The organism is Cellulomonas oligotrophica (assembly GCF_013409875.1).
Lineage (GTDB): Bacteria > Actinomycetota > Actinomycetes > Actinomycetales > Cellulomonadaceae > Cellulomonas > Cellulomonas oligotrophica.
In genome coordinates this window covers 991,710-1,012,174 of sequence record NZ_JACCBK010000001.1, presented here as the reverse complement: position 1 = coordinate 1,012,174, position 20,465 = coordinate 991,710, and the positions used below count along the sequence as shown (strand labels likewise).

11 protein-coding genes are annotated in these 20,465 nt (G+C 75.4%); 5 read left to right on the top strand and 6 right to left on the bottom strand.

The annotated features are described in order from the left end of the window. Positions 1 to 21 precede the first annotated feature (21 nt). From BKA21_RS04410 to BKA21_RS04385, 6 genes are all read right to left on the bottom strand, one after another. Positions 22 to 1,473 carry a methyl-accepting chemotaxis protein gene (locus BKA21_RS04410; protein ID WP_140460759.1) on the bottom strand — a complete coding sequence of 484 codons (1,452 nt, stop codon included), beginning with the start codon at positions 1,471 to 1,473 and terminating at the stop codon, positions 22 to 24. Positions 1,474 to 1,573: 100 nt separating this feature from the next. Then, positions 1,574 to 3,013, bottom strand: coding sequence for an MFS transporter (locus BKA21_RS04405; RefSeq protein ID WP_239072915.1), 1,440 nt, complete (start codon positions 3,011 to 3,013; stop codon positions 1,574 to 1,576). Continuing rightward, entirely contained in the window at positions 3,010 to 3,636 is a 627-nt protein-coding gene (locus BKA21_RS04400; RefSeq protein WP_140460758.1) for an ABC transporter permease subunit, read from the bottom strand. The genes BKA21_RS04405 and BKA21_RS04400 overlap by 4 nt, the downstream gene beginning before the upstream one ends. Positions 3,637 to 3,669: 33 nt before the next feature. Further along, the gene (locus tag BKA21_RS04395) at positions 3,670 to 7,932 is read right to left on the bottom strand and encodes a sensor domain-containing protein (RefSeq protein WP_170209135.1); all 4,263 of its coding nucleotides are present in this window, start codon (positions 7,930 to 7,932) and stop codon (positions 3,670 to 3,672) included. Then, positions 7,929 to 11,651 carry a PAS domain S-box protein gene (locus tag BKA21_RS04390; protein WP_140460756.1) on the bottom strand — a complete coding sequence of 1,241 codons (3,723 nt, stop codon included), beginning with the start codon at positions 11,649 to 11,651 and terminating at the stop codon, positions 7,929 to 7,931. The genes BKA21_RS04395 and BKA21_RS04390 overlap by 4 nt, the downstream gene beginning before the upstream one ends. Positions 11,652 to 11,874: 223 nt before the next feature. After that, positions 11,875 to 12,897 (bottom strand): LacI family DNA-binding transcriptional regulator, encoded by a 1,023-nt coding sequence (locus BKA21_RS04385; RefSeq protein ID WP_239072916.1) that lies wholly within the window; start codon positions 12,895 to 12,897, stop codon positions 11,875 to 11,877. Positions 12,898 to 13,063: 166 nt separating this feature from the next. Between BKA21_RS04385 and BKA21_RS04380 the strand changes: the two genes are divergently transcribed. From BKA21_RS04380 to BKA21_RS04360, 5 genes are read left to right on the top strand one after another with little or no spacing between them, the layout of a single operon-like run. Beyond that, the gene (locus tag BKA21_RS04380; RefSeq protein WP_140460755.1) at positions 13,064 to 15,109 is read left to right on the top strand and encodes a beta-galactosidase; all 2,046 of its coding nucleotides are present in this window, start codon (positions 13,064 to 13,066) and stop codon (positions 15,107 to 15,109) included. Further along, on the top strand, positions 15,106 to 16,032 hold the full coding sequence (locus tag BKA21_RS04375; RefSeq protein ID WP_140460754.1) for a carbohydrate ABC transporter permease: 927 nt from the start codon (positions 15,106 to 15,108) through the stop codon (positions 16,030 to 16,032). The genes BKA21_RS04380 and BKA21_RS04375 overlap by 4 nt, the downstream gene beginning before the upstream one ends. Continuing rightward, positions 16,029 to 16,931 carry a carbohydrate ABC transporter permease gene (locus BKA21_RS04370; protein WP_203793510.1) on the top strand — a complete coding sequence of 301 codons (903 nt, stop codon included), beginning with the start codon at positions 16,029 to 16,031 and terminating at the stop codon, positions 16,929 to 16,931. The genes BKA21_RS04375 and BKA21_RS04370 overlap by 4 nt, the downstream gene beginning before the upstream one ends. 44 nt (positions 16,932 to 16,975) lie before the next feature. Further along, positions 16,976 to 18,334, top strand: a complete 1,359-nt coding sequence (locus BKA21_RS04365; protein WP_140460753.1) for an ABC transporter substrate-binding protein — start codon at positions 16,976 to 16,978, stop codon at positions 18,332 to 18,334. Between the two features lie 4 nt (positions 18,335 to 18,338). Next, a complete protein-coding gene (locus tag BKA21_RS04360; RefSeq protein WP_140460752.1) occupies positions 18,339 to 20,459 on the top strand; it encodes an alpha-galactosidase in 2,121 nt (706 codons plus the stop codon). The last annotated feature ends 6 nt before the right edge of the window (positions 20,460 to 20,465 follow it).

Here is a 20,465-nt window from a genome sequence, read left to right as displayed (position 1 = left end):
GTGCGGGCCCGGCGCCGCGTGTCAGACGCGGAACAGCTGGACGGCGTCCTTGAGGCTCGCGCTCATCTCCGACGTCGTGGCCGTCTGCTCCTCGACGGCGGACGCGATGCGCGCCTGGTAGTCGTTGATCTCCGCGACGATCTCGCCGATCCGGGCGAGCGCGGAGGCCGCCTCCTGGCTGTCGCCCTGGATGGCCTGCACGCGGGCCGCGATGTCCTCGGTGGCCTGCGCGGTCTCGTGCGCGAGCTCCTTGACCTCGCCGGCGACGACCGCGAAGCCCTTGCCGGCCTCGCCCGCGCGGGCGGCCTCGATCGTCGCGTTGAGCGCCAGCAGGTTGGTCTGCTCCGCGATCGCGGTGATCGCCCGCACGACCTCGCCGATCTCGCGGCTGGACACGCCGAGCTGCTCGACCTTGCTGTTGGTCTCCGCGGCGACGTCGGTGGCCTGCTGGGCGACCCGCGCGGCCTCCTGCGCGTTCTGGGAGATCTCGCCGATCGCCCCGGTCATCTCCTGCGTGCCCGTCGCGACCGTCGTGACGTTGAGCGACGCCGTCTCGGCGGCGGCCGCGACGCCCGACGCCCGCTCCGTCGTCGCGTTCAGGGCCGCGACGATCTCGCCGGTCGTGGCGTCGAGCTCGGCCGACGCCGCCGCGAGCTCTGCGGACGACCGCTGCGTGGCGCGCACCAGGTCGGACATCGCGTCCAGGGACCGGTTGAGCGAGTGCGCCATGCCGGCGGCCTCGTCGTGCCCGCGCACGTCGACCCGCCCCGAGAGGTCACCGTCGGCGACGGCGTCCAGCACCGTGGTGACCCGGGCGAGCGGCCGACGCACGCCGGACGCGACGCGGGTCGCGACGACCGCCGCCGCGACGAGCCCGAGCGCCGTGACGAGCGCCACGACGAGCGTGACGCGTGCGCCCTCCGCGCGGGCGTCCGCGACGGCCTGCGCGCCGCGCGCCTGCTGGGAGGCGACCGCTGCCGCGAGGGCGTCCGAGACGCCCGTCGAGAGCTCGTTGTACCCGGCGATGGCCGCGTCGGCGGCAGCGACGTCGCCCGACGCCGTGGCGGCGCCGATGTCGTCGAGCATCGCGAGCATGCCGGCGAGGTTGTCCTCGACGAGCGTGAGCGAGCTCTGCGCCTCGTCCGTCAGCGGCATCTCGTGCGCGGCGGCGATCCCCTCGCCGATCCGGGCCAGGGCAGCGTCGGCCTCGGACTGCGTGACCGCGGCCTGGTCCGGCGTGATCCCCACCAGCCGGGTGCGCGCCGACCAGGTCTGGTACTCCCAGTACGTGCGCTCGATCGTCAGGAGCGAGGCCAGCGGCACGCTGGAGCCCTCCTGGACCGTGGTGGTCTGGGCGACCGCGGACCGCAGGCCCACGACGCCGACGGTGCCGACGACCGCCGTCAGCAGGGACAGGGTGGCGAACGCCAGGAGCAGCCGGGCGTGCACGGAGCGGCGGGGCGACATCGTCATCGAAGGACTCCTGGTCCGAGAAAATTCTCGACCGCTCGTCGGCACCGCCGGGCCCGTGATGAGCCGGACGTCCCGGGATCACCCGGGTCGGCGCACCGGATCACCCGCGCCGGCGCACCAGGTCGACGACGCCGACGCCCAGGGCGACGGCGAGCAGGACCAGGGTCGCGAGCAGCCCGTGCGTGACCCCGCCGGTGCCGTCGCCGCCGTCCGCCCCCGCGAAGTAGAGCGCGCCGACCACCGCGATGCCCACGGCCGAGCCGAGGCGCTGCCCCGTCTGCAGGACGCCGCCCGCCGCACCGGCCTGCGCCACCGGCACGTGCTCCAGCGCCAGGGTCTGGTTGGGGGAGATCACCAGCCCGCTGCCGAGACCCGCGAGCAGCAGCGGCACCGCGAGCCACCAGCCCGTGGCCGGGCCCGCGTCGGTCGTGCGGACGAGAACGTCGGTCAGGGCCAGCGCGGCGATCACCACGGCGAGGCCGGTCACGACGACCGCCCGGCCGCGGCCGGACACGAGGCGACCGCCGACGGCCGACGTCACGGCCGACCCCAGCGCGAACGGCGTGATCGTCAGGCCCGCCGCCAATGGGGAGTAGCCGACCTCGCCCTGCAGGTACAGCGTGAGGACGAAGAACACGCCGGTGAACCCGGAGAAGTACACGAGCCCCAGCAGCGCACCGCCCGCGTACCCCGGCACCCGGAAGAGCGAGCCGCGCACCATCGGTGTGCCGCCGCGGGCCACGACCCGCCGCTCCCACCACGCGAACACCCCGAGCAGCACCAGGCCGCCGACGAGGACGGCGAGGTCGACGGGCCCCCGGCCCTCGCCGACCAGCGGCCACAGCACCCCCACGACACCTCCGCCGAGCAGCAGCGCCCCGACCGCGTCGAGGTCGCGCACGGGCTCGGGGTCGGACCGCCCGGGCAGGTACCGCAGCGACAGCAGCACGGCCAGCACGCCCACGGGCAGGTTGACCAGGAACACCCACCGCCAGCCCTCCTCGGGCCCGACGACCGCGAGGATCACCCCGCCCAGCACGGGCCCGATGGCCGTGGAGATGCCGATGGTCGCGCCCAGCCGCCCGAACGCCCGGCCGCGCTCGGCGCCCGTGAACATCTGCTGGATCACGCCGGAGACCTGCGGGTTGACGATCCCGCCGCCGACGCCCTGCACGAGCCGGGCGACGACGAGCCACTCGGCCGTCGGCGCCAGGCCCGCCGCCAGGGACGCGAGCGTGAACAGCACGACGCCGACGACGAACAGCGTCCGCCGCCCCCGCGCGTCCCCGAGCCGCCCGGCCGCCACCAGCACGAGCCCGAACGTCAGCGCGTACCCCGAGACGACCCACTGCAGGGCCGCCTCGGACGCGTCGAGCTGGTCGGCGATCGACGGCAGCGCGACGTTGACGATGCTCACGTCGAGGAGCGTCATGAAGCCCGCCGTCAGGCAGACGCCGAGCGCCTTCCACCGGCGCGGGTCGGGGGAGCCGTCCCCGGTCGACGGGGCGGGCGGGTGCGCGTGCGCGCGGGGGTCGGTCACGCAGGGACTCTAGGTCGCCCCGCGTCGGCCCACCCGTCGGGCGCCGCGGCCGGGCGTGGCGCGGGCCGTCGGCGCGTCCGCGTCGTGGGCGAGCCGGTCGTGAGCGCCGCGCACGCCACGGCGATCACCGACGCCAGCACGAGCGCGCCCGCCGGCGCCGCGGTGGCCCACGGGGCGCGCTCGACGTAGTCGATGCCCTCCGCGAGCAGCAGCCCCCGGTCGGGCGTCGGCGGCTGGGCGCCCAGGCCCAGGAAGCCCAGCGACGCGAGCGCGAGGGCGACCCCGGGCAGGCGCAGCACCGCGTGCCGCACGAGAGGCAGGACGACGAGCGGAAGCACGTGCCGCACCGCGACCTCGACCCGGCCGGCGCCCGCCACGGGCAGCCACCGCACGTGCGGTGCGGCGCGCGCCTCGTCCACGAGGGCCGCGGCGTGCGCGACCATCGGCGGCCAGCTCACCCACAGCACCGCCACGGCCGCGCCGAGCAGGCTGGGGCCGGCGAGCGCGGCGACCAGCACGCCCGCGACGACGGGCGGCGTCGCGTTCGCGACCTCCACCGGGCCGCGCACGGCGTCGGCCGCGAAGCCGAGCCCGAGCGCGACGACCGTGGCGGCGGCCCGCACTGTAGATGCTCATGAGAATGAGTTGCAAAGTCGTCAGGAGGGTGGGGCGTCCTCCGCGACGTCGGCCGCCCCGCCGTCCAGGAGCGCGTCGATGCCCGCGACGTCCGTCGGCCGCGCCAGGCCGAACCCCTGCGCGAGGTCGACGCCGAGGCGCACCACGGCCGCGTGCTGCGCGTCCGTCTCCACGCCCTCGGCCACGACCGTGAGGTTCATCGAGCGGCCCATCGCCACCATCGACGCCGTGATCGCGGCCTGCGTCGGGTCGTCGTCGACGTCCGTGATGAACAGGCGGTCGATCTTCATCATCGAGACCGGCAGCCGCCGCAGGTACTCCATGCCGGCGTGCCCGGTGCCGAAGTCGTCGACCGCCACGCCCACGCCCGCCGCCCGCAGGGTCTCCAGGTCGTCCATCGTCGAGTGCGCCGAGCGCACGACCTGCCGCTCGGTCAGCTCCAGGCACAGCGACGACGGCGCCAGGCGGTGCTCGGCGAGCATGCCCTGCACCTGCCCGGCGAGCTGGTTGCGCCCCAGCTGGCCGGCCGACACGTTGACCCACAGCTGCGGCGCCGCGTCGCCGAACCGGTCCCGCCACCGGCCCGCCTGCCGGATCGCCGTGCGCAGGATCCACAGGCCCAGGGGCCACATGAGCGCGCGCTCCTCCGCGACGTCGAGGAACGCGCCCGGCAGCAGCAGCCCGCGCACGGGGTGGTGCCAGCGCAGGAGCGCCTCGACGGACACCAGGCGGCCCGTCGTCATGTCGAACCCCGGCTGGTACACCAGGTGCAGGCCCTGCCCGGGCGGCGCGTCGCCGTGCTCGGCGTCCCGCAGCGCCTGCCGCAGCTCCGCCTCCAGGGAGACCTGGCGCAGCGCCCGGGCCTGCAGCGCCGGGTCGGCGACCTCGTACCGGTGCCGCCCGTTGCGCTTGGCCTGGTACATCGCGGCGTCCGCGTCGCGCAGCATGTCCTCGGCCCGCACGTCCGCGGTCTCGGGGAACGACAGGCCCACGCTCGCGGTCACCGAGACCGACGTCGCCCCGACGACGATGTCGAGGGCCAGCACGTGCTCGATGCGCCGCGCCAGCGCCACCAGCTCGTCCAGCGACGTCAGCCCCGTGCACAGCACGACGAACTCGTCGCCGCCCAGGCGCGCGGTGGTGTCGACGTCGCGCACGCAGCGACGCAGCCGGTCGGCGACCTCCACGAGCAGCGCGTCGCCCGCGTCGTGGCCCAGGGAGTCGTTGACGTCCTTGAAGTTGTCCAGGTCCAGGTAGATCAGGCCCAGCCGGCTGCCCGTGCGCCGGGCCCGGGCGATCTCCTGCTCCATGTGGTCGACGAGCAGCGCGCGGTTGGCCAGCCCCGTCAGCGCGTCGAACAGCGCCGCGTGGGTCAACGCGGCCTCGGCCGCCTTGCGGGCCGTGACGTCCAGGTACTGGGAGACGACGTACGCCGGCGCCCCGTCCTCGCCGCGGGCCAGCGCCACGGACAGGTCGACCCACACGGGCGTGCCGTCGGACCGGCGGAACCGGCGCTCGCCGCGGAACCGCTCGAGCTCGCCCCGCGCGACCCGGCCCATGACCTCCATCCCCTCGGACAGGTCCTCCGGGTCGACGACCGCCGCGACCTCGCTGCCCACGAGCTCGTCGTGGGTGTACTCGAGCATCGCGCACAGCGCGTCGTTGACCTGCAGGTACCGGCCCCGGTCGGCGCCCGAGAGCCCGACGAGCGCCATGCCCGTGCTCGCGTTGTCGAACGCCAGCCGGAACCGCTGCTCCGAGTCCGCCAGCACCCGGACCCGCCGCATGCCCTCGGTGATGTCCGTGGCGACCACGAGCAGCCCGACCGGCCCGTCGTCTCCCTGCTCGACGGTCACCGACTGCAGCACCTCCCGCTGGGTGCCGCCGCTCGTGCGGTACCGGCACAGCCGGCTGCGGTCGGTGGCGGTGCCGTGCACCAGCCCGCGCCAGCGCGCGGCGGGGTCGGCGGCCTCGGCGAACAGGGCCTCGAGATCGGCCGGGTCGACGACGTCGTCGAGGTGGCGGCCGACCACGAGGTGCGCGGGCTCGCCGAGCAGCTCCTCGGCGCCGGGGTTGATGGCCGTGACGACCCCGTCGAGATCCGTCGCGAGGACGGCCTGCCCGGTGGCGGCGTCGAGGAGCCCCGCGAGCATGCCGCGGTCCGGCGTCGGGCCGACGGGCCCGGGCGGCGCGTCGCCGGTGGTGGCCGTGCCGTGCGGCGCGGTGCCGTGCGTGACCGGCACGGGCGCCGGGACGTCGGCGACCGGACGGGCCGTGGCGACGAACGCCGTGCTGCCCGGTGCGCCCGCGGAGCCGACGAGGACCTGCACGCGCACCGTCGTGCCGTCGCCGCGGCGCGCGTCGACCTCGAGGCCGCCGGCCGCGACGGGCACGCCCGCGGACGCGCGCAGCAGGCGCTGCTGGTGCGCGTCCGGCACGAGGTCCTCGAACGGGCGGCCCACGAGCGCGGTCGCCGGGTACCCGAGGAGGGTCGCGGCGCGCTCGTTGACGTGCAGGACGACCCCCTCGGCGTCGCACTCGAGGACCGCGTCGGGCAGTGCCCGGAGCAGGTCGTCGGCGCGCCGGTCGCGGGCGTCGGCCGCCGCGTGCCGTCGGGCGTGGTCCGTGTCGTCGACCACGACGAGGGCGATCGCGGACACCGTGCCGTCGGGCGCGCGCACGGCGCCCACGTGCACGCGCGCGGGCAGCCGGCCGCCGGTGCGGGTCCGCAGCGTGCACGTCACGGCGACGTCGTCGCCGCCCGCGCCGACGGTCCGGACCGCCTCGCGCAGCGCGGGGCGGTCCGCGGGCACGGCGACGTCGGCGGCGAGGACGTCCTCGCGCAGCGGCCCGGACGTGCGGTCCAGCAGCGCGGCCAGGTGCCCGTTGACGGCGACGAGCCGCCCGTCGGGCGTCGCCTCGGCGTACCCGACGGGCGCCTGGTCGAACAGCGCGGCCAGCCGCTGCTGCGACCGCTCGACCTGCTCGGTGCGCTCGGCCTCGTCGGAGACGTCGACCAGCTCGGTGAGCACCGCGGGCTCGCCCTCCCACAGGATCCGCCGGGCGTGCACGTCGACCGTCGCGCGCCCCGTGCCGCTGCGGTGGGCGCGGTGCGTGCGCGTGCGCAGCACCTGCCCGGCGAGCACGTGGGTGTACGCCTCGCGCAGCGCGTCGCGCTCGGAGGGGTCGACGAGGTCCAGCAGGGAGCGGCCGACGAGGCGTCGCGCCCAGGACGTGCCGTGCACGCGCGCGGCGGCGTCGTTGCTCCAGCGCACGACCTGCTCGGGCCCCGCCGTGACCAGCACCGCGGTCGTCGACTGCTCGGCGAGCGACCGGTACCGGTTCTCGGCGACGGCGATCTCGTCGGCGAGCTGCCGGGCCGCGGTCACGTCGACCGACACGCCCCCGATGCCCCAGATCACACCCGCTCCGTCGCGCAGGGGGAACTTCGACGCGAGGTACTCCCGCGGCACGCCGTCCGGGCCCGGCGCGGTCTCGACGAGCATCTGCGGCCCGTTCGCCGCGACCATGGCGTCGTTGCGGTTGAGAGTCTCGGCGACGTCGGCGGGCAGCATCTCGTCGAGGCGGTGGCCGACGACCGTGCCCGGCTCGCGGCCCAGGACCTCGTGCGTCGGGGCGTTCGCGAGCAGGAACCGGCCCGTGAGGTCCTTGGCGAAGATCGGTCCGGGCGCGTGGTCGAGCACCGCCGTGAGCACGGCCTCGGCCTGTGCGGAGCGGGCGGCGGCGACCGCGAGCCCCGACGCGGAGTCGTCGGCCGCCCGCCGGGCCCGCTCGAGGGCGAGGACCGCACCGGCCTGCCCGGCCAGCAGCGCCAGGGCCCGGCGGGCGCGCGGGTCGAGCCGGCGGGGCACCGCGTCGACGACGCACAGCGCACCGACCACCGTCCCGTCGGGCAGCGCCACGGGGAACGCGGCCGCCGAGCGGGCCTCGCCGCCCGCGTCGTCGGCCGCGAGGTCCGGCTCGACCGTCGGCACGCCCGACGCGAGCGTGCGCTCGCACAGGGACCGGGCGCGCGGGTCGGACGCGTGCGCGGGGCGGCCCTGCACGGCCGTCGGCGCGGACTCGCCGCGCAGGCGCACGAACGCCGTCGCGTGGCCGGCCACGAGCGCGGCGAGCTCGGCGACGCGGTGCAGCTCCGCGGACACCGCGATGGCCGCGGCCGCGGTCGCGGGGGAGCCGGGCGCGCCCGGGGCGCGCGCCGCCGGCCCGGGCACCGGCAGGTCGAGCGGCGTCCGGGTGCTGATCCGCACCTCGTCGGTCACGGGCCCGCGGCGAGCAGCCGCTCGACCTCGGTCGCGGGCATCGGCCGCGCCAGCCAGTAGCCCTGCGCCAGGTCGCAGCCCAGGCCGACCACGACGTCGTGCTGCTCGCGGGTCTCGACGCCCTCGGCGACGACGCGCAGACCCATCGACCGCCCCATCGCCACCATCGAGCCCGCGAGCGCGGCGTGCGCGTCGTCGAGCGTCACGTCGTTGACGAAGCTGCGGTCGATCTTCATCATCGTCACCGGCAGCCGCCGCAGGTAGTCCATGCCGGCGTGCCCGGCGCCGAAGTCGTCGATGGCGACCTGCACGCCGGCGTCCCGCAGGGCGGTCAGGTCCGTCGTGGAGGAGTGCGACCCGCCGACGACCTGCCGCTCCGTGATCTCGACGCACAGCCGCTCCGGGGGGACCCCGTGGTCGGCGAGCAGCTGCAGGGTCCGCCCGGCGAGCTCGTTGCGGGTGAGCTGGCCGGCCGAGACGTTGACCCACATGTCCGGTGCGCGCCCACCGAGGTGCGTGCGCCAGTCCGCGGCCTGCCGCACGGCGGTGCGCATGATCCACAGCCCCAGCGGCCACATGAGCGCACGCTCCTCGGCGACGTCGAGGAACGTGTCGGGGGCGAGCAGCCCCCGCGTCGGGTGGTGCCAGCGCAGCAGCGCCTCGCACGCGACGACCCGGCCGGTGCGCGCGTCGAACGACGGCTGGTAGACCAGCCCCAGGCCCGTCCCGGGGACGGCCGTGCCGCCCTCGGCCTCGCGCAGGGCCTGGCGCAGCTCGGCCTCCAGGGACAGCTGGCGCAGGGCGCGGGCCTGGAGCGCGGGGTCGGCGACCTCGTAGCGGTGCCCGCCGTTGCGCTTGGCCTGGTACATCGCGGCGTCGGCGTCGCGCAGCAGGTCCTCGGCCTCGACCTCGGCGTCGTCGCGGAAGACCAGGCCGGCGCTGACCGTGACCGACAGGGTCGTGGCGCCGACGACGATGTCGAGGGCCAGCGCCCGCTCGACCCGCTGGGCCAGCGCGACGAGCTCGTCCAGCGACGTCAGGCCCGTGCACAGCACGACGAACTCGTCGCCGCCGATCCGCGCCGCGGTGTCGACGTCGCGCACGCAGCGGCGCAGCCGGTCGGCGACCTCGACGAGCAGGGTGTCCCCGGCCTCGTGCCCCAGGGAGTCGTTGACGTCCTTGAAGTTGTCCAGGTCGAGGTAGACCAGGCCGAGACCGCCGCCGTCGCGGCGCATGCGGGCGACCTCGTGCGCGACGTGGTCGACGAGCAGCGCCCGGTTGGCGAGCCCGGTGAGGGCGTCGTGCATCGCCGCCCGCGTCAGGGCCTCCTCGGCGACCTTGCGGGCCGTGACGTCCTGGTGCTGGGCCACGACGTACGCGGGTGCGCCCTGGGTGTCGTGCACGACCGCGACGGACTCGTCGACCCAGATCGTGGCGCCGTCGGCACGCCGGTAGCGGACCTCGCGGCGTACCGCGCCGAGCCGTCCGGCGCTCAGGTCGGCCAGGACGCCGTGCGTCGCGTCGAGGTCGTCGGGGTGGGTGATCGCCGCGAGGTCGGCGCCCAGGAGCTCGGCCTCCCGGTACCCGACGAGGTCGCACAGGGCCTGGTTGACCTGCAGGAACCGACCGGGTGCGGGGCCGGCGAGGTCGGCCAGCGCCATGCCCGTGGTCGCGTGGTCGAACGCCAGCCGGAATCGCTGCTCGGAGTCCGCGAGCGCGGCCTCGTGGGCGAGCCGGTCCGTCACGTCCGTCGCGACGACGACGAGCCCGACGACGCCCCCCGCGCCGTGCCGCACGGTGATCGACTGCAGGACGTCCCGGACGGCGCCGGTGCGGGTGACGTACCTGCGCGGCGTCGTGCGGGTCGAGGTCGTCACGGCCCGGGCCACGCCCGCCCACCGGTCCTGCGGGGCGTCGGCGAAGAGCGCGGCGAGGTCGCCGGGCTCGACGAACTCGTCGAGCCGGCGCCCCACCGCCTCGGCCGCGGGGCACTGCAGCAGCAGCTCGGCGCCGGTGTTGAAGACCTCGACGACGCCGTCGAGGTCGATCGCGACGACCGCCTGCTCGGTGGCGCCGTCGAGGACCCCGGCGAGCAGGTCCCGGGAGTGGGCGAGCTCCTCGCGCAGCTCCCGCGACGCCGTGATGTCGCGCACCGACGCCACGACGGCCGGGCCGTCGCCGAGCGTGACGGCGCTGAGCAGCACCTCCACGGGGATGCGTCGCCCGTCGCGGGCCAGCCCCTCGATGTCCATGCCGGTCGACATCGGCGCCGCGTGCGGGGTGGCGACGAACCGGTCGCGGTGCTGCACGTGGCGGGTCGCGCGGTCCACGGGCACGAGCCGCTCGACCGGCAGCCCGACCAGCTCCCCGGCCGGGTACCCGAACAGGGCCTCCGCCTGGTCGTTGACCTGCGTGATGGTCCCGTCCTGGGTGCAGATCAGCACGGCGTCGGGCATGGCACGGACGAGCTGCTCGAGCCGCCGGCCCCGCTCGACGGCCTCGGTGCGGTACCGCTCGGCCTTGCGGTCGTCGAGGACCACCCCCGCGAGCCGGTCGACGGTGCCGTCCCCGTCGCGCACCGCCGACACGTGCACCTGCACGGGCACGTGCTCGCCGTGCACGGTGCGCAGCGACCACGCGGTGCCGTCCTCGTCGTCCTCGCCCCCCGCGGCGGCACGCAGCCGCGCCCGGACCGCGGCCCGGTCGCCGGGCACGACGAGGTCCTCCACCAGACGACCCGCCGAGTCCTCGACCGTGCTGCCCAGGAGCACCGCGAGACGGTGGTTCACCGCGTGCAGGCGCCCGTCGGTCCCCGCCTCGAAGTACCCCACGGGTGCCTGCGCGAACAGCGAGGACAGCCGCTGCTCGGACCGCGCGACGCGGGCCGCGTCCGCGACCTGGTCGGTCACGTCGAGCAGCTCGGTGACCACGGCGGGCTCGCCGTCCCACTGCATGCGCCGCGCCCGCAGGTCGACGACGCCGTCGCGCTCGCGGTCGGTGCCCGGGTGCAGGCGCCGGTACGCCCGGGTGTCGAGCGGCTCGCCGGCCAGCACCCGCGCGCACTGCGCGCGGACCTCCTCGCGCTCCAGGGGGTCGACCGCCTCGAGCAGCGACCGGCCGACGAGCTTGTCGACCCGTTCCGCGCCGTGCATGCGCGCGGCCGCGAGGTTGCACCAGCGCACGACGTGCTCCGGGCCGGCGCTGACGAGGACCCCGGTGGTCGCGGACTCGGCGAGGACGCGGTACTGCTCCTGGGTGACGGCCAGCTCGGCCCGCAGCCACTCCGACGTCGACACGTCCAGGGCGACGGCTCCGACCGACCGGACCTCGCCGTGGTCGTCCCGGACCGGGAACTTCGCCACGACGTAGTCGCGGGCCCCGTCGGGCCCCGGGACGGACTCCGTGAACACCTGCGGGCCGCGCGAGACGACGGCGGCGTCGTTGCGCAGCGCGGCCTCGGTCAGCGCCGCGTCGGTGAACTCGTCGAGCCGGTGCCCCACGAGACGCCCGGGCGGGACGCCGAGCGCGCGGTGGGTGGCGCGGTTGGCCACGACGAACCGGCCCTGCAGGTCCTTGGCGAACACCGGCCCGTGCGCCTGCTCGACGAGCGCCGCGGCGAGGGCGGCCTCGGCGGCCCGCACCTCGTCCGGGCGCGGCTGCCGGCCCTCCGGGGCGGCCTCGTCGGGCCCGGGAGGGCTGCCGCCCGACGTGTGCTGCATCTTCGCGCCCCCGGGTGTGCATCCGCCTGTCGGCCCAGGATGGGCGGAGCGCGGGGGGATGGGAAACGCTGCGCACGGGGCACGCGCGGCACCGGTCGGCGTCCCCCTCGCCGGGGTGCGCGGGTGCAGGCAGGACCTCGCACGTCGTGACGTATCAGCGGGGCCGCCGCCGGGGGGTCGCCGGTGCGGCGCGGGCGGCAAAGATCACCCGCCGCGCAGGGCCTCAGGCGCTCGCGCGCCAGACCACCGGGGTGTCCAGCAGGATCGCCGCCGGTGCGCGCTGCTCGCCGGCGATCTGGGCCAGCACGCTGCGCGCCGCCGCGCGGCCCAGGCCCTCGGCCGGCTGGCGCACGGTCGACAGCGGCGGCGTGCACCGGGTGGCCCACGCGGAGTCGTCGAACCCGACGACCCCCACGTCCTGCGGCACGCGGCGACCCGCACGCAGCAGGGCCTCCAGCGCGCCCGCGGCGAGGGCGTCGGACGCGGCGAACACCCCGTCGACGTCCGGGGCCCGATCGAGCAGCTCCGTCATCGCCCGCACCCCGTCCGAGTACGCGTAGTGCTCGACCCGGGCCACCAGGCCGGCGTCGAACCGGTCGCCCAGGGCCTGCCGGAACCCCGCGAGGCGGTCGGCGCCGGAGTCGCGGTCGAGCGCGGCCGCGATCATCGCGACCCGGTGCCGCCCCGTCGCCAGCAGCCGGGACGTGATCTCGTGCGCGGACGCGACGTTGTCGATGCCGACCCACGACATGTCCTGCAGGTCCGGCGGGTGGCCGACGAACGCGACGGGCAGCTGCGCGGCCCGCACCACGGCGGTGATCGGGTCGTGCTCGCGGGCCGAGACCACGACGCAGCCGTCGACGAAGCCCCCGCGCAGGTACCGCCCGACGCGCTCCGCGTCGCGCTCCGAGCCCACGACCAGGCAGACCATCTGGTGGTCGGCCTCCGACAGCGCCTCGTTCGCACCGAGCAGGATCGCGCCGATGTTGGGATCCTCGAGGAACAGCGCGTGCGGCTCGTGCACGACGAAGCCGACCGCGTTCGTGCGCTGCCGCACGAGGTTGCGCGCGGTGGTGCTGGGCACGTAGCCGACCTTGCGGATCGCGGCCTCGATGCGCTCGCGGGCGTCGGCGGAGACGTACCCGTCGCCGTTGAGCATGCGGCTGATCGTGCCGCGGGAGACGCCGGCCTCGCGCGCCACGTCGTGCACGGTCGCACGCTTGCGGGGGAGGGGGGAGGCGGTCACGAGCGTCACTGTAGCGACGCACGGACGGGTGACATCGGGACGGAAGGGGCTCTCCGGCGTTGACCGGCCCGTGGCTCGTGCTTAATGTGTGCACGTGCACACACCCCGACGTGCATGACGCGTCGGGTCGATGTGTGCACGTGCACACACAAAGGAGTTGCGCACGATGACGACGACCGTCGACCCCACGACGGCTCCGGCCCCCGCCGGTCACCGCCCCCGCTTCCGCCACACCGGCGTCGCGTTCGGCTGCGACTGGAACCCCGAGCAGTGGGACCGCGCCACGTGGCGCGAGGACGCCCGGCTCATGCAGGAGGCCGGCGTCGACCTCGTCGCGATCAACGTGTTCGGCTGGTCCCAGCTCGAGCCGTCGCCCGGCCGCTACGACTTCACCGACCTCGACGAGGTCATGGACCTCATGGCCGCCGCCGGCGTGCGCGTCAACCTCGGCACCGGCACCGCCTCCACGCCGCCGTGGCTGACCACGCTGCACCCCGAGGTGCTGCCCGTCGCGGTCGACGGCACGCGGCGCTGGCCCGGCGGGCGGCAGGCGTGGTGCCCGTCGTCGCCGGTGTACCGCGAGCGCTCGCTCGCCCTCGTCGCCCAGGTCGCGGACCGCTACGGCGACCACCCCGCGCTCGCGCTGTGGCACGTGTCGAACGAGCTGGGCTGCCACAACGCCCTGTGCTGGTGCGACGTCAGCGCCGACGCGTTCCGCCGCTGGCTGGCCGAGCGCTACGGCGACGTCGCGGCGCTCAACGACGCCTGGGGCACGTCCTTCTGGAGCCAGCGGTACTCCTCGTTCGACGAGGTCCTCCCGCCCCGGGCGACGGTCTCGACGCGCAACCCCGGCCAGGTCCTGGACTTCCACCGGTTCTCCTCCGCGGAGCTGCTCGGCCAGCTCCAGGCCGAGACGGCCGTGCTGCGCGCCCGCAGCGCCGTGCCCGTGACGACGAACTTCATGGTCACCGACCACATCCGCACCCTCGACTACTGGTCCTGGGCCCCGCACGTCGACGTCGTGGCCAACGACCACTACCTCGACCACCGGCTCGCGGACCCGACCACCGAGCTCGCGTTCAGCGCGGACCTCACGCGCGGCCTGGCCGGCGGCGACCCGTGGCTGCTCATGGAGCACTCCACCGGCGCGGTCAACTGGCAGCCGGTCAACCTCGCCAAGGATGCGGGGGAGATGGTGCGCAACTCCCTGACGCACGTGGCGCGCGGCGCCGACGCGGTCTGCTTCTTCCAGTGGCGGGCCTCCACGCAGGGCGCGGAGAAGTTCCACTCGGCCCTCGTGCCGCACGCCGGCACCGACACCCGGCAGTGGCGCGACGTCGTCGACCTGGGGGCGACCCTCGACCGGCTCGACGAGGTCGCGGGCTCGCGCGTCGTGGCCGACGTCGCCGTGCTGTTCAGCTGGGAGGCGTGGTGGGCCGCCGACGGCGACAACCGCCCCTCGACGGCCGTGCGCTACCGGGAGCAGGTGCTCGACGCCTACCGGGCGCTGCGTGCGCAGGGCGTGACCGTCGACGTCGTCTCCCCGGCCGACCCGCTGACGGGGTACCGGCTCGTGGTCGTCCCCGCCCTGTACCTGGTGTCCGACGCGGACGCCGCGCACCTGACGCGGTTCGTCGAGGACGGCGGCACCGCGCTCGTGACGTTCTGGTCGGGCATCGCCGACGAGCGCGACGCCGTGCGGCTCGGCGGGTACCCCGGCGCGTACCGGGACCTGCTCGGCGTGCGCGTCGAGGAGTTCGCCCCCGTGCTGCCCGGCACCGTGCTCACGCTCGACGACGGCTCGCGGGCCGCGCTGTGGAGCGAGCGCTCGCAGGTCGTCGACGCGGACGTGCTCGCCCGGTTCGCCGACGGGCCCGCCGCCGGGGAGGCCGCCCTCACGCGCCGCACCGTCGGGCGGGGCAGCGCCTGGTACCTGGCCACGTCGCTGGACGCCGCGTCGGGGGCCGCGCTGGCCGCCCGGCTGTGCGCGGACGCCGGTGTCGCCACCGACCCCGACCTGGCCGCCGCGGGCGTCGAGCGCGTCGTGCGCACCCGCGACTCGACCACCTGGACCTTCGTCGTCAACCACGGAGCGGACGACGTGACCGTCCCCGCCCGGGGCCACGAGCTCGTGACGGACGCCGCAGTCCGCGACACGCTCGTCGTCCCGGCGCGCGCGGTCCGCGTCCTGCGAGAGGAGCCCGTCCGATGACCACCGCCCCCGCCGCGCTCGCGCGGCCCCCGGCCCCCGGCCGGGCCACCCGGCGCGCGCCGCGGCGCTACGGGAAGGCGATCGCCTTCTTCGTCGCCCCGTTCGGGCTGCTGTTCACCCTGTTCTACGTCGTGCCGATCGCCGCCGCGGTCTGGCAGTCGCTGCTCACGGTCGAGCGCGACGGCACGTTCGGCGCGGCCCGGCAGGTGTTCGGCGGGCTCGTGCAGTACGAGGCCGTCTTCCGCAACGAGGCGTTCTGGGAGTCCGTCGGCCGCGTGCTGCTGTTCGGCGTCGTGCAGGTGCCGGTCATGCTCGGCCTGGCGCTGCTGTTCGCGCTGCTGCTGGACTCCCCGCTGGTGCGCGGCAAGAAGTTCTTCCGCCTGGCGTACTTCGTGCCGTACGCGGTGCCCGGCGTCATCGCCGCGATCATGTGGGGCTTCCTGTACTCCCCGCGCCTGTCGCCGTTCACGGCCCTGACCGCCAACGTGCCGATCCTCGGTGCCGACCTCGTGCTGTGGGCGATCGCCAACGTCGTGACGTGGGTCTACGTCGGCTACAACATGCTGATCATCTACTCGGCGCTGCTGGCGATCCCCGGGGAGGTGTCCGAGGCCGCCGTGCTCGACGGCGCCGGCCAGGCGCGCATCGCGCTGTCGATCAAGGTCCCGATGGTCATGCCCGCCATCTCGCTGACCGCGATCTTCTCCATCATCGGCACGCTCCAGCTGCTCGCCGAGCCGCAGGTCTTCCGGTCTTTCAGCTCGGCCGTGACCAGCACGTTCACCCCGAACATGACCGTCTACGCGACGTCGGCCGTGCCGAACACGTCGCTGGCCGCCGCGTTCTCCGTGGTCCTGGCCCTCATGACGTTCGTGCTGTCGTTCGGGTTCCTCAAGCTGTCCCAGCGCAAGGAGGCGCGATGACCACGCTCCAGGCCCGCCCCGCGCGCAGCGCCGCGGCGGCCAGCGCACCGGGCCGCTCGGTCCGCACCCCGGTGGTCCCGCGGATCGCCGCGATGACGGTCATGGTGGTCTTCACCGGGTACTTCCTGTTCCCGCTGTGGTGGCTGCTCGTCGCGTCGTCCAAGACCCGCGGCGACGTCCTCGGCACCAACCCCCTGTGGTTCGCCGACCTGCACCTGGTCGACAACGTCCGCGACGTCCTGACGTACCGGGACGGGCTGTTCGGGCAGTGGATGGGCAACTCGCTGCTCTACGCCGGCGTCGGTGCCGCGGTCGCGACGCTGCTCGCCTCGATGTGCGGGTACGCGCTGGCCAAGTACCAGTTCCGCGGCCGGGAGGCGCTGTTCAACGTCGTCCTCGGCGGGGTGCTCGTGCCCGCGACGGCGCTCGCGCTGCCGCTGTTCCTCATCTTCTCCGCGGTCGACCTCACCGACACGTACTGGTCGGTGCTGCTGCCGAGCATCGTCAGCCCGTTCGGGGTGTACCTGTCGCGGATCTACGCCGCGGCGAGCGTGCCCGACGAGCTCATCGAGGCCGCCCGCCTCGACGGCGCCGGCGAGATCCGGACGTTCTTCGGGGTGTCGGTGCGGCTCATGGTGCCGGCCCTGGTGACCGTCTACCTCTTCCAGTTCGTCGCGATCTGGAACAACTTCTTCCTCCCGCTGATCATGCTGCGCGACGAGCGCAAGTTCCCCGTGACGTTCGGGCTCTACACCTGGAACTCCCAGGTCAACCAGATCCCCGAGCTCAACACGTTCGTGCTCGTCGGCGCCCTGCTGTCGATCATCCCGCTCGTCGTCGCGTTCCTCGCGCTGCAGCGGTTCTGGCGGGGCGGCCTCGGCGCCGGCTCCGTCAAGTGACACCCCCCGACCACACCCCCAGCAGCAGTACGTCCCATCCCTCGATGAAGAAGGAAACCCCCATGCACCAGCGCACGCGGACGGGCACCGTCGCCCTCCTCGCCTCCTCCCTCCTGATCGGCACGCTCGCGGCGTGCTCGACCGGTGACGACACCGCCGCCGGCGGCGCCGACGCCGCGGCCTGCGAGCCGTCCGAGGGCACGGTCGAGCTGAGCTTCACGTCCTGGATCCCCGGCATCGAGACCGCCGTCGAGACGTGGAACGAGGCCAACCCCGACATCCAGGTGACGGTCCAGACCGGCCCCAACGGCAACTCCGGCACCTACCAGAACTTCTTCAACCAGCTCGAGGCCGGCAACGCGCCCGACCTGGGCCAGATCGAGTACGACGCGCTGCCGAACTTCCGCGTCCAGGACGGCCTGGAGGACCTGTCGGCCTGCGCCGACGTCGTCGCCGCGCAGGAGCAGTTCGTCGACTGGACCTGGGGCCAGGTCACCCTCGGCGACGAGGAGTCGGTCTGGGCCGTCCCGCAGGACGCCGGCCCGATGGCGCTGTTCTACCGCGCCGACCTGTTCGAGGAGAACGGCATCGAGGTGCCGACCACGTGGGAGGAGTACCAGGCGGCCGCGGAGCAGATCCGTGAGCTCGACGGGTACATCACCAACTTCTCCCAGTCGGACGTCAACCAGTTCGCGGGCTTCGTGTGGCAGGCCGGCGGGCAGTGGTTCGCCAACGACGCCGACGGCTGGTCGGTCACGCTGGCCGACGACGCCTCGACGCAGGTCGCCGACTACTGGCAGGGCCTGATGTCGGACGACCTCGTCGCGACGTACCCGGCGTGGACCCCCGAGTGGGACAACGCCTACAACTCCGGCGAGGTCTGGACCTGGGTCTCCGCGGTCTGGGGCGCCAACTCCATCGCGTCGGGCGCGCCCGACACGGCTGGCAAGTGGGCCGTCGCGCCCATGCCGCAGTGGGAGGACGGCGGCACCGCCGCCGGCAACTGGGGCGGCTCGTCCACCGCGGTCTTCAAGGGCACCGAGCACCTGTACGAGGCCACGAAGTTCGCGCTGTGGCTCAACACGTCCGAGGAGGCGCTGACCATCCTCAACGAGGAGGCCAACATCTACCCGGCCACCACCGCCGGGCTCGAGCTGCCGGTCCTGAAGGAGGGCGTCGAGTTCTACGGCGGCCAGGCCATCTACGACGTGTTCGCCGAGGCGTCCGCGCAGGTCAACCCGGACTTCGTGTGGGGCCCGACGATGACGCAGGTCTACACCGACGTCTCGGACGGCTTCAAGGAGGCCGCGACCGGCCAGGGCACGCTCCTGGACGCGCTCGAGGCGGCCCAGTCCTCCACGGTCGAGGCCCTCGAGGCCCAGGCCATCCCCGTGAAGCAGTGACGCGATGATCCACCACCTGCGTGCCGGGGGCGTGAGCCTCGTGGTCGACGCCCCCGGCACGCAGGTGCCGTCGGTCCTGCACTGGGGGGCCGACCTCGGGCCCCTGCCGGCCGACGCGCTCGACGCGCTCGCCGGGGCGGTCCTCCCCGCCGTGCCGCCGAGCTCGATCGACGTCCCGCTGCGGCTGTCCCTCGTGCCGACCCTCGCCGAGGGCTGGTCCGGTCAGCCCGGTCTGGCCGTGCACCGCGCCGCCGGCCCCCTCGACGTCGCGCTCGCGACGACCGCCGTGGAGGTCCGCGACGACGACGGCGACCAGGTGCTCGACGTCCGCACCGCCGACCCGGCGGCCGCCGTGGCCGTGCGCACCGAGGTGCGCCTGGCGCCCGAGGGCGTGCTGACCGTGCGCCACACCCTGGCGAACACCGGCGACGGCCCCCTGCACGTGCAGACCCTCGACGTGGTGCTGCCCGTGCCCGACCGCGCCCGCGAGCTCGCCGACCACACCGGCCTGTGGAGCCACGAGCGCCGCCAGCAGCGCCTGCTGCCGGGGCACGGGGTGTGGCTGCGCGAGGGCCGGCACGGCCGCCCCGGCCACGACGACGCCTACCTGCTCGTCGCCGGGACCCCCGGGTTCGGCACCCGCACCGGCGAGGTCTGGTCCGTGCACTGCGCGTGGAGCGGCGACCGCCGGCTGTGGTCCGAGCGCTCCCCGCTGGGCCCGTCCGCGCTCGGCGGCGGTGAGCTCTGGGCCCCCGGCGAGACCACCCTCGCCCCGGGGGAGGACCTGACGACTCCGTGGCTGGTGGCCACCTGGTCCGGCGACGGTCTCGACGGGCTCAGCGACCGCCTGCACGCCCGCCACCGGCGTCGGCGCGGGCCCTTGCGCCCCCGGCCCCTCGTGCTCAACACGTGGGAGGCCGTGTACTTCGACCACGACCTGCCCACGCTGTCGCGGCTCGTCGACGTCGCCGCGCGCGTCGGCGTGGAGCGGTTCGTCCTCGACGACGGCTGGTTCCGCGGGCGCCGCGACGACCGCACGTCCCTCGGCGACTGGACCGTCGACCCCGACGTGTGGCCCGACGGCCTGCACCCGCTGGCGCAGCGCGTCACGGCCGCCGGCATGGAGCTCGGCCTGTGGGTCGAGCCCGAGATGGTCAGCGCCGACTCCGACCTGGCCCGTGCGCACCCCGACTGGGTGCTCGGCCGCCCGGCCGCGCTGGAGTGGCGCCACCAGCGCGTGCTCGACCTCGCGCACCCCGGGGCGTGGGCGCACGTGCACGACGCGCTCGTCGCGCTGCTCGAGGAGTACCCCGTGCGGTTCCTCAAGTGGGACCACAACCGCGACCTGCTGGCCCCCGGCGCCCACGCGCAGACCGCTGCCCTGTACCGGATGCTCGACGCGCTGCGCGCGCGGTTCCCCGACGTGGAGATCGAGTCCTGCGCGTCCGGCGGCGGCCGCGTCGACCTGGGCGTCGCCGAGCGCGTCGACCGGTTCTGGGCCTCGGACACCAACGACCCGCTGGAGCGCCAGGAGATCCACCGCTGGTCGACGCTGCTCCTGCCGCCCGAGCACCTGGGCGCGCACCTCGGCGACGCCCGCGCGCACACCACGGGCCGCACCAGCGACCTCGGGTTCCGCCTGGCGACCTCCCTGTTCGGGCACGCCGGCATCGAGGGCGACCTGACCCGCTCCGAACCCGCCGAGCTCGCCGCGGTCACCGTGTGGGCGCAGGCGTACCGGCGGCTGCGCGGCCTGCTGCACACCGGCACCGTCGTGCGGGCCGAGGTCCCCGACCCCGCGCTGGCCGTGCACGGCGTGGTCGCGGCGGACCGCTCGGAGGCCGTCGTCGCGCTGGTCGCGCTGGCCGCGCCGCAGGCCGCCCTGCCCGCCCCGGCGCGCGTGCCCGGCCTCGACCCGGCGCGGTCCTACCGGGTGACGCACGTCGACCTCGGCGCGGGTGCGCCGCTCACCGTCGGCGACGCGCCCCCCGCGTGGTGGGCGGACGTGCTCGCGGGCCGGGACGTCGTGCTGCCCGGCCGCGTGCTCGAGCAGACCGGGCTGGCCCGCCCCCTGCTGGCCCCGCAGCAGGCCGCGGTCCTGCACCTGACGGCTCTCGACGCCTGACCACGC